Source organism: Orbaceae bacterium lpD02, assembly GCA_036251875.1.
GTDB classification, from domain to species: Bacteria; Pseudomonadota; Gammaproteobacteria; order Enterobacterales; family Orbaceae; genus Orbus; species Orbus sturtevantii.
In genome coordinates this window covers 1,394,604-1,409,672 of the sequence record CP133960.1, presented here as the reverse complement: position 1 = coordinate 1,409,672, position 15,069 = coordinate 1,394,604, and the positions used below count along the sequence as shown (strand labels likewise).

Below are 15,069 nucleotides of genomic sequence, written 5' to 3'. Positions count from 1 at the left end.
AATGGGCAAAGCGTAGTAAACTCTTAAAAAATAAAAATATGATAATAAATCAATAAATTATTTTTTTATTGTTTATGTTTTTATCCTATTAACGTTATTTTACTTATAAATAATAAGCATAACCTCTTGCTTGCTGATTATTTATCTTTATTATTTGCGATGTGTAATGTTGCACGTTGCAGAGAAATTATCATGGTCTTTAAGATTATAAAAATTATTCTAAAAGTTTTATTCCATGTTCGTATCACCGGTAATATCAACAATTTTAATCATGATAGATTAATTATTACCTCAAATCATGTTTCTTTCCTTGATGGCGTTTTATTAGGGGTGTTTTTACCCATTCGGCCAGTATTTGCTATCTATTCTGGCTATATTGACCATTGGTTAGTTAAGTTAGCTAAGCGCTATGCCGATTTTGTACCAATGGATCCAACTAATCCTATGGCGATTAAGCGCCTTGTTAGGCAAATTGAAAAAGGGCGCCCAGTTGTTATTTTCCCTGAAGGCCGTATTACTATCACAGGTTCTTTAATGAAAATTTATGATGGCGCGGCATTTGTTGCAGCAAAATCAAATGCCACAATTGTACCTGTTTGGATTGAAGGCGCAGAGTTTACCATGACTAGCCGATTGAAGGGAGTATTTAGACGGCGCTTATTCCCCAGCATTACGATCCATGTTCTCGAACCTAAACATATTGCTATGCCAATAGCCGCAAAAGCAAGCGAGCGCCGCTATATTGCAGGTGAAAAACTCCATCAAATAATGATGGAAGCGAGAATGGAAAGCCGCCCGAAGCAAACGCTGTTTGATGCCTTACTCGAATCGCAAGTTAGGTATGGCGCCAAATCCTCTATTGCACAAGATCCGACCAGTAAGCATTTATCTTATCGGCAACTATTAAAACAGATTTTAGCTGTTAGTTGTATTATTGAAAAGCTAACCAGTCGCCAAGAGCGGGTAGGGGTTCTGCTGCCAAATGCCGTCATCAGTGTTGCTACCATTTTTGCGTTATCGTTAAAACATCGAATACCGGCAATGCTTAATTATACAGCGGGTGAACATGGCCTAAATTGCGCAGTAAAAGCGGCGGAAATAAAAACAATTATTACTTCAAAAAAATTCCTAACCAAAGGTAAGTTAGACCACTTGCTTGATGAAATTAATGGCGTTAAATGGTGTTTTTTGGAAGATCAAAAAGCGTCTTTAACGCTGGGTAATAAAATTTGGGTACTCATCCATCAATTTATGCCTCGCTTACTTAAGCATAGTCACCATTATAATGATGAAGCGCTTGTGCTTTTCACATCAGGATCCGAGGGCGCGCCAAAGGGGGTAGTTCATTCGCATGCGAGTTTGTTAGCCAATGTTGAACAGATACGTAGCATCATTGATCCGATGCCGAGTGATCGCTTCATGTCGGCATTACCACTATTCCACGCTTTTGGATTAACTGCTGGACTGTTATTACCGCTTTTTTCTGGCAGTAAAGTATTTTTATACCCTAATCCATTGCACTATAAAATGGTGCCAGAAATTATCTATGACCAAAACTGTACCGTATTATTTGGTACACCTACGTTCTTAGCTAATTATGCCCGTTATGCTCATCCGTATGATTTTATGCGTTTGCGTTATGTTGTTGCTGGTGCAGAAAAACTGGCAGAAAGTATCCGTGAAGTGTGGAAAACCAAATTTGGTATTCGCCTTCTTGAAGGCTATGGCGTTACAGAATGCGCGCCAGTGGTTTCTTTAAATGTGCCGATGGCCTATAAAGCTGGCACGGTTGGCCGAGCCCTCCCAGGCATGGTAACGAGATTAATTCCCGTGTCAGGAATTGAGCAGGGCGGTAGATTACAACTGCAAGGCCCCAATGTGATGAAAGGATATTTATTGGCCGATAAACCCGGACAATTAGTGACGCCAAGTGCTACAGATAGTAACGGTCATCTTGAAAAAGGTTGGTATGATACCGGCGATATTGTTGATATCGATAGTGATGGCTTTATTACTATCAAAGGACGATTAAAACGATTTGCTAAAATTGCAGGTGAAATGGTGTCATTAGAAAGCGTTGAAGCATTAGCTAAAATGGTTGATAGCGAGGCAATGCACGGTGCATCAATTAAAACCGATAGCGCAAAAGGCGAGGCGATAGTTTTATTTAGTACTTCAGCGCATCTTAATCGGGAAAAACTAAGCCAAGCAGCGCAGTTACAGGGTATTCCCGCACTCGCGGTTCCTCGTGATATTCGCGTCGTTAAACAGCTCCCTTTGCTCGGTACCGGTAAAGTTGATTTTATCACGCTGCGTAAAATGGCAGAACAAAGCTAAACATATTGTAATTTTAATTATCGCACTAGATTAGTGTGCTGATTAAATGGGAGCGGTTATGAATAATCAAACGTTATTAAGCAAAGGAATGCTGGCAACAATGTTTGCCCAGTTTTTTTCTGCTTTTGCCGATAATGCATTACTTTTTGCAATACTTGCACTAATTAAAACCTTGGATTATCCCCAGTGGAGTAAACCTGTTTTACAGATAGTCTTTGTTGTTGCTTTTATCGTTTCGGCGCCTTTTGTGGGGCAAATCGCCGATCGGTTTTCTAAAGGGCGGGTAATGTTGTGCGCTAATGCAATCAAATTATTTGGCGCATTAATAATTTGTATCGGTATTAATCCGTTTTTGGGTTATGTGCTAGTAGGGATTGGTGCGGCGTGTTATTCACCTGCTAAATATGGCATTTTAGGTGAATTAACCAGCGGCGATAATTTGGTCAAAGCCAATGGCTTAATCGAAGGCTCGACTATCGCCGCTATTTTACTTGGTAGCGTTGCAGGCGGATATATTGCCGATTTCGATGTGTCAATATCCATTATTGCGTGTGTGATGGTGTTTGCTATTGCAATGGGTGCAAACTTATTTATCCCCAAGCTAGCACCGGCTAAAATGAGTGTGAGTTGGAATATTCTCTTGATGATTAAAAGCTTTATTCAGTCAGCTAATATTTTATTAAGCCATAAGCAAGCTAGGATCACATTGATTGGCACGAGCCTTTTTTGGGGGGCAGGTATTACGTTGCGCTTTTTGCTAATTGATTGGGTCCCCATCGCACTCGGCATTAGTGATAATAAAACACCGACTATTTTAAATGCGGTTGTCGCGGTCGGTATTGTTATTGGTGCGGGCTTGGCAGCAAAATTTGTTAGCATGAAGCGCAGTATGCGCTGTATTCCCGCAGGCATATTGATGGGAATTACCGTAATTTGCTTTTCGGTGCAAAATAATATGGCTATTTCATACTTATTACTGGTCGTTATTGGTATGCTTGGTGGCTACTTTTTAGTTCCTCTTAATGCTTTATTACAAACTATAGGCAAACAAACTATCGGTGCTGGCAGCGCGATTGCGGTACAAAACTGTGGAGAGTATAGCGGGATGATGATCATGCTTGGTTTGTATTCTGTAGTCGTTGCATTAGCCATACCGACAATTTGGATTGGGGTGAGCTTTGGTATAGTATTTTCGCTAGCGATTACTGCGCTATGGCTATGTGCAAATAAAAATAAGACTATGCCGTCATAAAACGAGGCGAATCAGAGGTATTTTAGGTTGGTACCGTAATGGTTTAACGATATAACATTGCTATGTTGTTAAATTATTAAGTTAATCTTTAGTTGAGATTAAAAAGACAAGAAAGTTCGTTGACTATCGCGCTAATTGCCTCTATAATCTCGACCTCTTTATCGTCAAAGTAGAGTTTTACTCTGCTAATTGTTAATTATTTGATTTAGGTATAAATCGTCATGAAACGTACATTTCAACCATCAGTTTTAAAGCGTAATCGTACTCACGGATTTCGTGCTCGTATGGCTACAAAAAATGGTCGTCAAGTATTAGCTCGTCGTCGTGCTAAAGGCCGCGCTCGTTTAACTGTATCTAGCTAATATTTAAGTTGAGTGATTAATCGGCTCAGCTTTATTCGGGAGTTACGTTTGTTAACTCCCAACGACTTTAACCACGTTTTTAACCAGTCTATTAGGGTAGGTTCACCTTACATTACTCTCGTTGCCAGAAATAATTCATTAGATCATCCTCGTCTTGGATTTGCCATTGCTAAAAAACAAGTCAAACGGGCACATGAACGTAATCGTATAAAACGGTTGATGCGGGAATATTTTCGTTTAGCGCAACATGAATTACCTGCAATAGATGTGATTGTTATGGCAAAAGCTGCCGTTATTGAACTTGATAACGTAGCGTTAAGGCAGGTATTTGACAAGGTATGGCAACGCCTCCTTTTAATACAACAAAACAAAAGCTAAAACTATATTTAATCGCATTTAAATCGTTAGGTGCAAACAGTTTTATTTTGTTAATTAGGGGCTACCAGCGCTTTATTAGTCCTCTACTTGGACCTAATTGCCGTTTTTCACCAACCTGCTCTCAATACGCAATTATTGCATTAAACCGCTTCGGATTGATAAAAGGTAGTTGGCTAACACTCAAACGTGTATTAAAATGTCATCCTTTACATGAAGGGGGTGACGATCCGGTCCCGCCTCAGAAAGATAAAAAACAATAGAGAAAACACGAATGGCATCTCAACGTAATATTTTAATTATTGCTTTACTTTTTGTCTCTTTTTTAATTTGGCAGGCATGGCAAAAAGATCATGCGCCAAAACCAGTAAAAGCAAATCAATTGACAGAACAAATGATCACGGACGATTCCGCAGTGAGTGCAACTGGGCAATCTATTACTGTGAAGACGGATGTATTATCCTTAACGATCAATACTTACGGCGGTGATGTATTAGCTGCACAGTTACTAAAGTATGATCAAACTCTCGGATCTAATTCTCCATTTCAGTTATTAATGGCACGACCAGATTTCATCTATGTTGCTGAAAGTGGACTTACTGGTAGAAACGGCCCTGATAATGCTAAGCAAGGTGGCAGACCGATTTATCAGGTAGCACAAAATGAATTCGTTTTAGCTGATGGACAAGATGAGTTGCGTGTACCGCTTACTTATCAAAAAGATGGCGTTACTTATACTAAAGTTTATCTGCTCAAACGCGGCAAGTATGCAATGGATGTTAGCTACGAGATCAATAACCAAAGTAGCCAACCTATTGAAGTCGCCATGTATGGTCAATTGAAACAAACGGTTGAATTACCTAGCGATATGCCTCAAGAAGGTGGCGGTGGAGTCGGTTTAAGCTCGTTTCGTGGTGCGGCATATTCAAGTTCCAAAACTAATTATAGTAAATATAGTTTCGGCGATATTGAGGATAAAAACTTATCGGTTAATTCCCAAACTGGTTGGGTAGCGATGTTACAACATTATTTTGCCTCGGCATGGGTTCCGACGCAAGATGAAGATAATTTGTTATATACTCGCTCAACGTCGAAAAATACTCAAGCAACGATTGGTTTTAAAGGCCAAGAATCCGTTATTGATAGTGGCAAAAATCAAACGATTACCGCTAAGTTATGGTTAGGTCCTGAAATTCAGAGTGAATTACAAGCAACTGCGGCACATTTAGACTTGATTGTTGATTACGGTTGGTTATGGTTCTTATCTCAGCCTCTATTTCACCTGTTAACCTTTATCCAAAGTTTTGTTGGTAACTGGGGCGTTGCCATTATCATCATTACGTTTATTGTGCGTGGTATTTTATTCCCATTAACACGTGCACAGTACCGTTCAATGGCAAAAATGAAACTATTGCAACCTAGGTTGCAAGGGTTAAAAGAACGTTATGGTGATGACCGTAAAAAAATGAGTCAGGAGACAATGGCTCTGTATAAACAAGAGAAAGTCAATCCATTAGGTGGTTGCTTACCGTTAGTGATTCAGATGCCAATCTTCCTGGCATTGTTTTATATGCTAGGTAGCTCGGTTGAACTTCGCCAGGCTCCATTTATGCTGTGGATCCAAGATCTTTCTGCGCCAGATCCATATTATATTTTCCCATTACTTATGGGTGGGACAATGTTCTTAATTCAAAAAATGTCGCCAACGCCAGTGAGCGATCCAATGCAGCAAAAATTAATGACCTTTATGCCATTAATTTTTACAGTATTCTTCCTCTGGTTCCCTTCTGGTCTTGTATTATACTATATCGTCAGTAACTTATTTACGATTGTACAACAACGTATTATCTACTGGGAGCTTGAAAAGAAAGGGCTTCATGAGAAGAAGAAAAAATAATTTACGATTTAAGGCAGATAATACTCTGCCTTAATTATTTATAGGTAAAATAATATGCAGCAACAAATTATTTTGACGGGAAATGAACAAGGTTACTGGTTTGTTAGCCAAAATGGTCGCTTATGGTTACCGAAGGGAGAAATACCTTGCGGTTTAGCACAAGATTTTAATTTTACCGGTAGCGCGGCACAAGTTATCGGTCAGTGGCAAGGGCAAACGGCATGGTTGGTGTGCAAAGAAATGAAATACAGTATGGGATCTATTCGTCCTTTACTGGGCAGTACGGATCAATCACTATTTTTAATGGCTGGGCGAGCAGTACAATTAGCTGAATTTTATCGCTCACATAAATATTGCGGTTATTGTGGCCATACAATGCATCACAGCACGACTGAATGGTGCTACTTATGCGCCAGCTGTCATCAACGCTATTACCCACAAATATCACCCTCTATTATTGTTGCTATTCGCAATAAAAATCAGATTTTACTCGCCAAGCATACTCGGCATCGCAGCGATAATCTTTATACTGTTTTAGCTGGCTTTGTTGAGGTTGGTGAAACCATGGAGCAAGCGGTTAGTCGCGAAGTTTATGAGGAGTCGAAAATAAAAATAAAAAATATTCGCTATGTGACTTCACAACCGTGGCCATTTCCTAACTCAATGATGATGGCTTATTTAGCGGATTATCATGAAGGAGATATTAATATCGATCCTAGTGAGCTCGTTGAAGCACATTGGTATCATTATAACCAATTGCCGAAAATTCCTGAATATGGCACCGTTGCTAGGCGCTTGATTGAAGATACCATTATTTTATGTCGCGAATACGATGAATACGGGGAGTGACCGTACTGAGCAAGATCACAGTTCTTGCTCAAATAGGGCTAAAATAGTGTGGTAGAGTTTTTTAACCGTAAAGCCATTGGACGGTGTACTAAAAATAGTATCGTCTCCTGCAATTGAGCCTAAGATCCCCTCAGCTTTACCTATTGAATCGAGTAGCCTCGCAATAAGTTGTGCCGCACCTGGACTGGTGCGAATAACGACCATTGATTGATTATAATCGATATCAAGTACGAGGTTTTTTAGTGGGCTTGAGGTTGTTGGTACACTCATTTCAGCTGGCAAACAGTAAACCATTTCCATTTTAACATTACGCGTTCTGACTGCGCCAAACTTAGTTAACATACGCGATACTTTAGATTGATTTACGTTTTCAAAGCCATGTTCTTGTAGCGCTTGTACTATTTCGAGTTGCGAACTAAATTTTTCCTGTCTGAGCATATCTTTAAAAACTTTAACCAAATCAGCAGGTGTGTTGCGTGTTGTCATCCGTCTATCCTATCTTTATTTACATAACAGCTAGATAATTATGCAATAACTTTGCATAAAATCAAATCAATAAATAGCAATGTATGTGATTTTATTTAAAATAATATTTTTAGGCATGCTTGTTTTCATTGCAAGTTGAGCTATTCTTTTATGGCACTTTTCGGTCGAAATGCCTTAATGATAGCCTCATTAGTTTCAATATAAGGCCCTTCAAGTAGCTGGATACAATAAGGAACACTGGCAAAAATACCGGTAACTAATACCTTACCGTCACTACTTTTTACGCCTTCTAATGTCTCTTTAATGGCTTTTGGTTGACCAGGTAAATTGAGGATTAAACTTTGTTTACGGATGGCACCAATTTGCCGCGACAAAATTGCGGTAGGCACAAAATGAAGGCTTATTTGACGCATTTGTTCACCAAATCCCGGCATGATTCTATCAGCAATAGCGATTGTTGCATCTGGTGTGATATCGCGTTTAGCCGGGCCGGTACCGCCAGTTGTCAAAATTAAATGGCAAGCATGTTCATCAACTAGCGCTATCAGTGCTTTTTCTACGATTGTTTGTTCATCGGGAATGAGTCTGGTTTCGATGATAAAATCACCGTTAATGGCTTGTTGCAGCCAGCGAGTAAGTTCAGGAATACCTTGATCTTGATAAATTCCCGATGATGCCCTATCAGACACTGAAACCAAACCTATTTTTAACACGTTATAATCCTTGCTCATAATATTGTTGCTCGCATTATAGCAGTAACAATAATAATGACGCTATTATTGGTAATTAAGTTATATGATAAAAAGTACTATTTATTTATTTCATAATTATTAGTATATAATAGCAAAATAACATTAGATACAGGGTCTTATCATGAATGAATTAAGCATTGAAGCGCAAAAGGTCAAAGCTGCATTAGCAGCAAAAAATCTTGAAACTCCACTTTGTCGCATAACAATGGACAATGCTGAGCGCAAAGCAAAAATTGAATTGCACTTTCGTGAAATCATGCAGCTGATGGAGCTTGATTTATCTGATGATAGCTTAGCTGAAACGCCTCACCGTGTTGCGAAAATGTATGTTAATGAAATTTTTTCTGGGCTTGATTATCATAATTTTCCTAAAATTACGATGATAGAAAATAAAATGCAGGTTGATGAGATGATAACGGTTCGCGACATCACATTGACGAGTGTTTGTGAGCACCATTTTGTGACTATCGACGGTAAAGCAACTGTCTCTTATATTCCTAAAGCATCGGTTATTGGCTTGTCAAAAATTAACCGTATTGTCGAGTTTTTTTCACAGCGCCCTCAAGTACAAGAAAGATTGACTCAGCAAATTTTAGTCGCATTGCAAACCTTATTAGGCACGGTGAATGTTGCGGTATCGATTGATGCCGTTCATTACTGTGTTAAAGCGCGCGGCGTAAAAGATGCAAATAGTGTTACAACCACCACCGCTTTAGGTGGCGGATTCAAAACAAAACCAAGTACGAGAGAAGAATTTTTAAGGGCGTCAAAACACGATTGATTAACTATCGTTTAGTCATGGCTTTTGATATAATAGTCGGTCATTCTTAATGCTATGCAATTATTTTAATAATCTATTTTTAAAAGCGTGAATTAATGGAAATCATTCTCGGATTCAATAATCTATATCAACGTTTAAATCGCTGCGTCATAACGATGGGTAATTTTGATGGCATTCATTTAGGTCACCAAGCGTTAATCACACGTTTAAAACAAGCTGGTGAGGCTAAGCAATTGCCGACTGTTGTAATGTTATTTGAACCGCAACCATTAGAGTTTTTTAATCCTGACAGTGCGCCATCTCGATTAATGTCTTTTAAAGAAAAATGTCTCTTTATTCGGTCATTGGGCGTTGACTATGTTTTAGCGGTAACGTTCAATCAAACCTTTGCAAATATGAGCGCAGAGACATTTATTGAAACAGGTCTAATTGCACAACTGATGGCTCAATACATTATTGTTGGGGATGACTTTAAATTTGGCGCGAAAAGGCAAGGCGATACTGCACTACTTCAACAATATGCCGACAAGGGTTACTTTGCACTAGAGCATTTATCGAGTTATGTAGTCAAAGAACAGCGGGTGAGTAGTACGGCAATTCGGTGTGCATTATTAAATGATGATTTTGAGCAAGCAAAAATGTTATTGGGGCGAGCTTATACTATCCAAGGGCGTGTTGTCCATGGTAATCAATTAGCGAGGCAATTAGGTTTTCCTACCGCAAACATTCATTTGCAACGTAAAAAACCAGCATTGCACGGCGTTTATTTTGTTAAAGTGAAACATATCGACTTAAATCAAGAATACTACGGGATTGCTAATATTGGTATTCGGCCAACAGTAAACGGTAAAACCGCCAGTTTAGAGGTAAATATTTTCGATTTTAATCAAAATATTTATGGTCAATATTTAGACGTTGAATTTATTGAAAAGATTCGTGATGAAGTTAAATTTGCTTCTTTGTCTGCATTACAGACTCAAATCAAGCAAGATATTTGCATCGCACAGAAGATTAGGGCAAAATCTGCCAATATTAAAAAAACTCATGGTAGCGGGATTGGTTAAATTCGGTTAGCTCCAGTTTAGTTGAAAACAAATTATATTAATTTATTAACTAGGTCATATAAAAGCGGAATAAATAGCATGACAGATTATAAAGACACATTAAATCTCCCTGAAACGGGTTTTCCTATGCGTGGTGATTTAGCTAAACGCGAACCTGCAATGTTGCAAAATTGGTATGATAAAGGTCTTTATCACCATATTCGTGAAGCTAAAAAAGGCAAAAAAAGTTTTATTTTGCACGATGGTCCTCCATATGCAAATGGTAAACTTCATATCGGTCATGCCGTTAATAAAATTATTAAAGATATTATTATTAAATCAAAAACATTGATGGATTATGATTCACCTTATATTCCTGGTTGGGATTGCCATGGTTTACCTATTGAACAAAAAGTTGAAGAGCAAGTTGGCAAACCCGGTGAAAAAATTTCGCCAGCTGAATTTCGCCAAATTTGCCGTGATTATGCAGCATCGCAAGTGGCGATTCAAAAAGCTGAGTTTATCCGAATGGGAGTGATTGGTGACTGGGATAATCCTTACCTGACAATGAACTATGATACGGAAGCGAATATTATTCGAGCTTTAGGTAAAGTGATTAAAAATGGTCATGTAGTGAAAGGAGCGAAGCCTGTTTACTGGTGTACTGATTGTATGTCATCGCTTGCTGAAGCTGAAGTTGAATATTATGACAAATCTTCCCCTGCTGTTGATGTCAAATTTAAAGCTATCGACAACGCAGCAGTTGCGGCTAAATTTGCTGTTAAAACTGACTTACCTATTTATGCTGTTATTTGGACGACCACACCTTGGACCTTACCCGCTAGCCGAGGGATTGCATTAAATGCCGACGTTGAGTATCAATTAGTGCAGATTAATGGTCAAGAGTGTTTAATTTTAGCCACAGAATTGGTCGAATCAGTGATGGCTCGAGCTGCCATTACCGATTGGACCGTTTTAGCGAGTTGTAAAGGCGATGCTCTTGAGTTACTACGTTTTAAACACCCATTTTTAGATTTTGATGAGCCGATAGTACTTGGTGAGCATGTTACGGTTGATGCGGGTACTGGTGCGGTGCATACAGCTCCTGGTCACGGCGTGGAAGACTTTGTTACTGGGCAAAAGTATGGGCTTGAAGTTGCAAATCCAGTGGGTGGTAATGGGTGTTATTTACCCGATACTGGGGCTGGGCTTGATGGTCTGTTTGTTTTTAAAGCCAATAAAATCATAGTTGAAATGCTAGCTGAAAAAGGTGCATTACTGCATTTTGAAACTATCCAACATAGTTATCCTTGTTGCTGGCGGCACAAAACACCAGTGATTTACCGCGCGACACCGCAGTGGTTTATTAGTATGGATAAGCAAGGTTTACGTCAACAGTCGCTGGGCGAAATTAAACAAGTTCGCTGGATCCCCGATTGGGGTCAAGCACGTATCGAGTCAATGGTCGCTAACCGCCCTGATTGGTGTATCTCCCGTCAGCGTACTTGGGGTGTGCCGATGACACTGTTTGTTAACAAAGTGACAGATGAGCTTCATCCTGACACATTGGATCTTATTGAAAAAGTTGCAAAATTAGTTGAAAAAGGCGGTATTCAAGCGTGGTGGGATGCGGATATTAACGATTTATTAGGTCCCGATGCTGATGATTATCGTAAAATTCCCGATACATTAGATGTTTGGTTTGACTCAGGATCGACTTTTTATTCAGTCGTTAGCGTGCGGCCAGAATTTAACGGTAATGCACCTGATTTGTATTTAGAAGGCTCAGATCAGCATCGTGGTTGGTTTATGTCTTCATTAATGCTATCGACGGCGATCGATAATAAAGCGCCTTATAATCAAGTCTTAACTCACGGCTTTACCGTTGATGGGCAAGGACGAAAAATGTCTAAATCACTGGGTAATATTGTCACGCCGCAAGAAGTGATGGATAAATTAGGTGCAGATATTTTAAGGCTATGGATCGCATCGACGGATTACTCTGGCGAAATAGCTTACTCTGATGAGATTCTTAAACGTTCAGCCGATAGTTACCGCCGTATTCGTAATACAGCAAGATTCCTATTAGCCAACTTAACCGGTTTTAACCCTAAAACAGATTTGGTTAAGCCTGAGAATATGGTGATTTTAGATCGCTGGGCGGTCAGTATGGCGCAAGAAGCACAAGCGGAGATTATTGAGGCTTATAATAATTATGATTTTCATAAAGTTGTGCAGCGCATTATGCAGTTCTGCTCAATCGAGATGGGATCATTTTATTTAGATATTATCAAAGATCGTCAATATACCGCCAAAAGTGATAGTGTTGCTCGTCACAGCTGCCAAACAGCGCTATATCATATCGTGCAAGCAATGGTACGCTGGATTGCCCCAGTACTATCATTTACCGCAGATGAAATTTGGCAGTATCTGCCAATAGAGAATAAGCCTGAATTTGTGTTTGCCGATCAGTGGTATCAAGCGTTATTTGCATTAGCAGATAGTGAAAAAATGAATAGCCAATATTGGCAACATATTTTACAAATTCGCGATGAGGTCAATAAAGTCTTAGAGCAAGGTCGTAATGATAAAGTGATTGGTGGTGCCTTAGAAGCATCAGTAACCCTATATGCAGACCAAACAGTCTTGAATGCGCTCTCATCATTGGAAAACGAGCTGCGGTTTGTATTATTGACTTCGCAAGCCATCGTCAAACCATTAGCTGACGCGACCAATCATGCTGTTACAACCGAACTTGCAGGACTAAAAATTGAGTTAAATAAAGCTCAAGGTGATAAATGTCCTCGCTGCTGGCACTATACGGTTGATAATCAACCAACAACACATTTATGTAAACGCTGCGATAGTAATATTCATGGTAATGGTGAAGTGCGTCGGTTTGCCTAAAAATATTTTAGCGTATAAACGTAAGGGCAAGGTTAATATCTTGCCTTTGCTATTTAAAAGAGTGAACGAATATGAAGCTATGTTTTGCAAATACTAAGGGACTAATCTGGTTAATTTTAACTGCGCTAGTGCTCACTGCTGATTTAGGCAGTAAATTTTTTATTCACCATACTTTTTATTATGGCGAATCCATTCGATGGTCAAGCTTTTTTTCCATCAGCTATTATCGTAATATCGGCGCTGCATTTAGTATTCTTGAAGGGCAACGGCTGTTATTGGTATTGATCGCGATAGTTATTAGTTTACTCATTATTTATATGCTATATAAAAATGGCCACAGTAAGAAATTAGAAAGCTTTTCACTAGCGCTTGTTCTTGGTGGTGCATTAGGCAATTTGTTTGATCGTATTTACCATGGTTTTGTGATCGATTTTTTAGATGTTAATTTTGGTTCATGGCATTATCCAACGTTTAATCTTGCTGATTGTGCAATTTGCGTCGGTGTTGCATTTTTTATTTTTGCTAGCTATAAAGCTAAAAAAGAGCCCCAAAAATGAAAATTATTTTAGCTAATCCTCGCGGTTTTTGTGCAGGTGTTGATAGAGCTATTAGTATTGTTGAACGTGCCATTGAATTATTCGATGGACCAATTTATGTTCGTCACGAAGTCGTACATAACCGTTATGTGGTTAATCGTTTAAAGGAGATGGGTGCTATTTTCATTGAAGATCTTAATGATGTTCCAGATGGTGCAACATTGATTTTTTCAGCTCATGGCGTTTCTAAAGCGATCAGAAACCAAGCGAAAGAGCGTGGTTTAAAGGTGTTTGATGCAACATGTCCATTAGTGACCAAAGTACACATGGAAGTTGCTAGAGCGAGTAACCGTAGCGAGGAAGTTATCTTAATTGGTCATGCTGGGCATATAGAAGTAGAAGGGACGATGGGGCAATATAGTAATCCTTTAGGTGGGATCTATCTTATTGAATCAACGAATGATGTTGCTAATTTGCAGGTGAAAAATGAAAATTTTCTCTGTTTTACCACACAAACAACACTTTCTGTTGATGATACTGCTGAAGTGATTGAGGCGTTATATCAACGTTTCCCTCATATTCGCGGACCACGTAAAAATGATATCTGTTATGCGACCACCAATCGGCAACAAGCCGTTCGTAGCCTAGCAAATCAATCGGATGTTATTCTGGTTGTCGGTTCGAAAAATTCGTCTAATTCTAATCGTTTAGCCGAGCTTGTCCACCGAGAAGGGAAGCCTGCTTATTTGATCGATTTTAGCTCAGATATTCAATTTAGTTGGCTTGAAAATGCTAAAACGATTGGTGTAACAGCCGGTGCATCGGCGCCAGAAGTCTTAGTCAATGAAGTTGTTAATTACCTTACAAACCTTGGCTACCATTCACTTATTGAAATGGAGGGAATTTTAGAGGATATCATTTTTGAAATTCCTAAAGCGCTGAGGATAGATATTAAGCAGGACTAACGCTGCAACTTTATGCTATTAAATTTGGCCATTAGCTGTTCGGGTGTTTCATCATAGTCAGGATCGGCAATAATTGCATTTTGAATAGGGCAAACACGCTGGCAAGTTGAATGGTCATAGTATCCTACACACTCTGTACACTTAGCAGGATCTATCTGATAGGTATCAAACCCCATTGATATTGCATCATTAGGGCATTCAGGTTCACACATATCACAATTAATACATTTAGATGTTATTTTTAACGCCATGACGATTCCTCAAAAATTCTTCAGCATTATACGTTGTTCTTATTTAAGTTCAACGAATTTGATGCCCGATGCAGGGCCATTGAATTGCCAACTTAAGGCGAATGAGTTGCCTTTTGAGCGGTCTAGATTATTCTTCTCTCTTAATTGAGTTTGCCAATTAGTGCAATAAAATTTAATTATAGCTAAATGAATATACTGAGTGCCATTTGTATGCAAAGTAGTGGTTTCGCATGCCTGCACAACTTATCATTAAGCCAATGAGTAAGCTTGATTATT

At 39.0% G+C, this 15,069-nt stretch carries 15 protein-coding genes; 12 read left to right on the top strand and 3 right to left on the bottom strand.

Going from position 1 to position 15,069, the window contains the following annotated elements; all coding sequences use genetic code 11:
• Nucleotides 1-192 precede the first annotated feature (192 nt).
• The 7 genes from aas (at nt 193) to nudC (ending at nt 7,072) form a co-directional block, all read left to right on the top strand.
• Nucleotides 193-2,337 (top strand): bifunctional acyl-ACP--phospholipid O-acyltransferase/long-chain-fatty-acid--ACP ligase, encoded by a 2,145-nt coding sequence (aas, locus tag RHO12_06245; protein ID WVD67371.1) that lies wholly within the window; start codon nt 193-195, stop codon nt 2,335-2,337.
• 58 nt (nt 2,338-2,395) lie between these two features.
• On the top strand, nt 2,396-3,589 hold the full coding sequence (lplT, locus tag RHO12_06240; protein ID WVD67370.1) for a lysophospholipid transporter LplT: 1,194 nt from the start codon (nt 2,396-2,398) through the stop codon (nt 3,587-3,589).
• A gap of 221 nt (nt 3,590-3,810) precedes the next feature.
• Nucleotides 3,811-3,951, top strand: a complete 141-nt coding sequence (rpmH, locus tag RHO12_06235; GenBank protein ID WVD67369.1) for a 50S ribosomal protein L34 — start codon at nt 3,811-3,813, stop codon at nt 3,949-3,951.
• A gap of 48 nt (nt 3,952-3,999) precedes the next feature.
• Nucleotides 4,000-4,329 (top strand): ribonuclease P protein component, encoded by a 330-nt coding sequence (rnpA, locus tag RHO12_06230; GenBank protein WVD67368.1) that lies wholly within the window; start codon nt 4,000-4,002, stop codon nt 4,327-4,329.
• A gap of 11 nt (nt 4,330-4,340) precedes the next feature.
• Nucleotides 4,341-4,589: a membrane protein insertion efficiency factor YidD gene (gene yidD, locus RHO12_06225; protein WVD67382.1), complete on the top strand. Its 249-nt coding sequence runs from the start codon at nt 4,341-4,343 to the stop codon at nt 4,587-4,589.
• An 11-nt stretch (nt 4,590-4,600) separates the two neighbouring features.
• Complete coding sequence (yidC, locus tag RHO12_06220; protein WVD67367.1) at nt 4,601-6,223, top strand: membrane protein insertase YidC; 1,623 nt, start codon at nt 4,601-4,603, stop codon at nt 6,221-6,223.
• Between the two features lie 54 nt (nt 6,224-6,277).
• Nucleotides 6,278-7,072 (top strand): NAD(+) diphosphatase, encoded by a 795-nt coding sequence (gene nudC, locus RHO12_06215; GenBank protein ID WVD67366.1) that lies wholly within the window; start codon nt 6,278-6,280, stop codon nt 7,070-7,072.
• A gap of 15 nt (nt 7,073-7,087) precedes the next feature.
• On the opposite strand, the gene argR is transcribed toward nudC, so the two are convergent.
• Together argR and mog are read right to left on the bottom strand one after the other, a co-directional pair.
• A complete protein-coding gene (gene argR / locus RHO12_06210) occupies nt 7,088-7,558 on the bottom strand; it encodes a transcriptional regulator ArgR (protein WVD67365.1) in 471 nt (156 codons plus the stop codon).
• Between the two features lie 140 nt (nt 7,559-7,698).
• Complete coding sequence (gene mog, locus RHO12_06205) at nt 7,699-8,271, bottom strand: molybdopterin adenylyltransferase (protein ID WVD67364.1); 573 nt, start codon at nt 8,269-8,271, stop codon at nt 7,699-7,701.
• A 160-nt stretch (nt 8,272-8,431) separates the two neighbouring features.
• Here mog and folE point away from each other — a divergent pair, with 160 nt between their 5' ends.
• The 5 genes from folE to ispH all read left to right on the top strand — a co-directional run bounded on the left by folE (nt 8,432) and on the right by ispH (nt 14,542).
• Entirely contained in the window at nt 8,432-9,091 is a 660-nt protein-coding gene (gene folE / locus RHO12_06200) for a GTP cyclohydrolase I FolE (protein WVD67363.1), read from the top strand.
• 95 nt (nt 9,092-9,186) lie between these two features.
• Nucleotides 9,187-10,155: a bifunctional riboflavin kinase/FAD synthetase gene (gene ribF, locus RHO12_06195; protein ID WVD67362.1), complete on the top strand. Its 969-nt coding sequence runs from the start codon at nt 9,187-9,189 to the stop codon at nt 10,153-10,155.
• Between the two features lie 78 nt (nt 10,156-10,233).
• Nucleotides 10,234-13,041, top strand: a complete 2,808-nt coding sequence (ileS, locus tag RHO12_06190; GenBank protein WVD67361.1) for an isoleucine--tRNA ligase — start codon at nt 10,234-10,236, stop codon at nt 13,039-13,041.
• 71 nt (nt 13,042-13,112) lie between these two features.
• Nucleotides 13,113-13,598, top strand: coding sequence for a signal peptidase II (gene lspA, locus RHO12_06185; GenBank protein ID WVD67360.1), 486 nt, complete (start codon nt 13,113-13,115; stop codon nt 13,596-13,598).
• The gene (gene ispH, locus RHO12_06180) at nt 13,595-14,542 is read left to right on the top strand and encodes a 4-hydroxy-3-methylbut-2-enyl diphosphate reductase (protein ID WVD67359.1); all 948 of its coding nucleotides are present in this window, start codon (nt 13,595-13,597) and stop codon (nt 14,540-14,542) included. Before lspA ends, ispH begins: the two co-directional genes overlap by 4 nt.
• Here ispH and RHO12_06175 read toward each other — a convergent pair.
• Complete coding sequence (locus tag RHO12_06175; protein ID WVD67358.1) at nt 14,539-14,793, bottom strand: YfhL family 4Fe-4S dicluster ferredoxin; 255 nt, start codon at nt 14,791-14,793, stop codon at nt 14,539-14,541. The two genes, ispH and RHO12_06175, sit on opposite strands and share 4 nt — an antisense overlap.
• Nucleotides 14,794-15,069: the final 276 nt, after the last annotated feature.

Coding starts and splice junctions, on each gene's coding strand:
- aas (WVD67371.1), top strand. CDS start 193: ATGGTCTTTAAGATTATAAAAATTATTCTAAAAGTTTTATTCCATGTT.
- lplT (WVD67370.1), top strand. CDS start 2,396: ATGAATAATCAAACGTTATTAAGCAAAGGAATGCTGGCAACAATGTTT.
- rpmH (WVD67369.1), top strand. CDS start 3,811: ATGAAACGTACATTTCAACCATCAGTTTTAAAGCGTAATCGTACTCAC.
- yidC (WVD67367.1), top strand. CDS start 4,601: ATGGCATCTCAACGTAATATTTTAATTATTGCTTTACTTTTTGTCTCT.
- nudC (WVD67366.1), top strand. CDS start 6,278: ATGCAGCAACAAATTATTTTGACGGGAAATGAACAAGGTTACTGGTTT.
- argR (WVD67365.1), bottom strand. CDS start 7,558: ATGACAACACGCAACACACCTGCTGATTTGGTTAAAGTTTTTAAAGAT.
- folE (WVD67363.1), top strand. CDS start 8,432: ATGAATGAATTAAGCATTGAAGCGCAAAAGGTCAAAGCTGCATTAGCA.
- ribF (WVD67362.1), top strand. CDS start 9,187: ATGGAAATCATTCTCGGATTCAATAATCTATATCAACGTTTAAATCGC.
- ileS (WVD67361.1), top strand. CDS start 10,234: ATGACAGATTATAAAGACACATTAAATCTCCCTGAAACGGGTTTTCCT.
- lspA (WVD67360.1), top strand. CDS start 13,113: ATGAAGCTATGTTTTGCAAATACTAAGGGACTAATCTGGTTAATTTTA.
- ispH (WVD67359.1), top strand. CDS start 13,595: ATGAAAATTATTTTAGCTAATCCTCGCGGTTTTTGTGCAGGTGTTGAT.
- RHO12_06175 (WVD67358.1), bottom strand. CDS start 14,793: ATGGCGTTAAAAATAACATCTAAATGTATTAATTGTGATATGTGTGAA.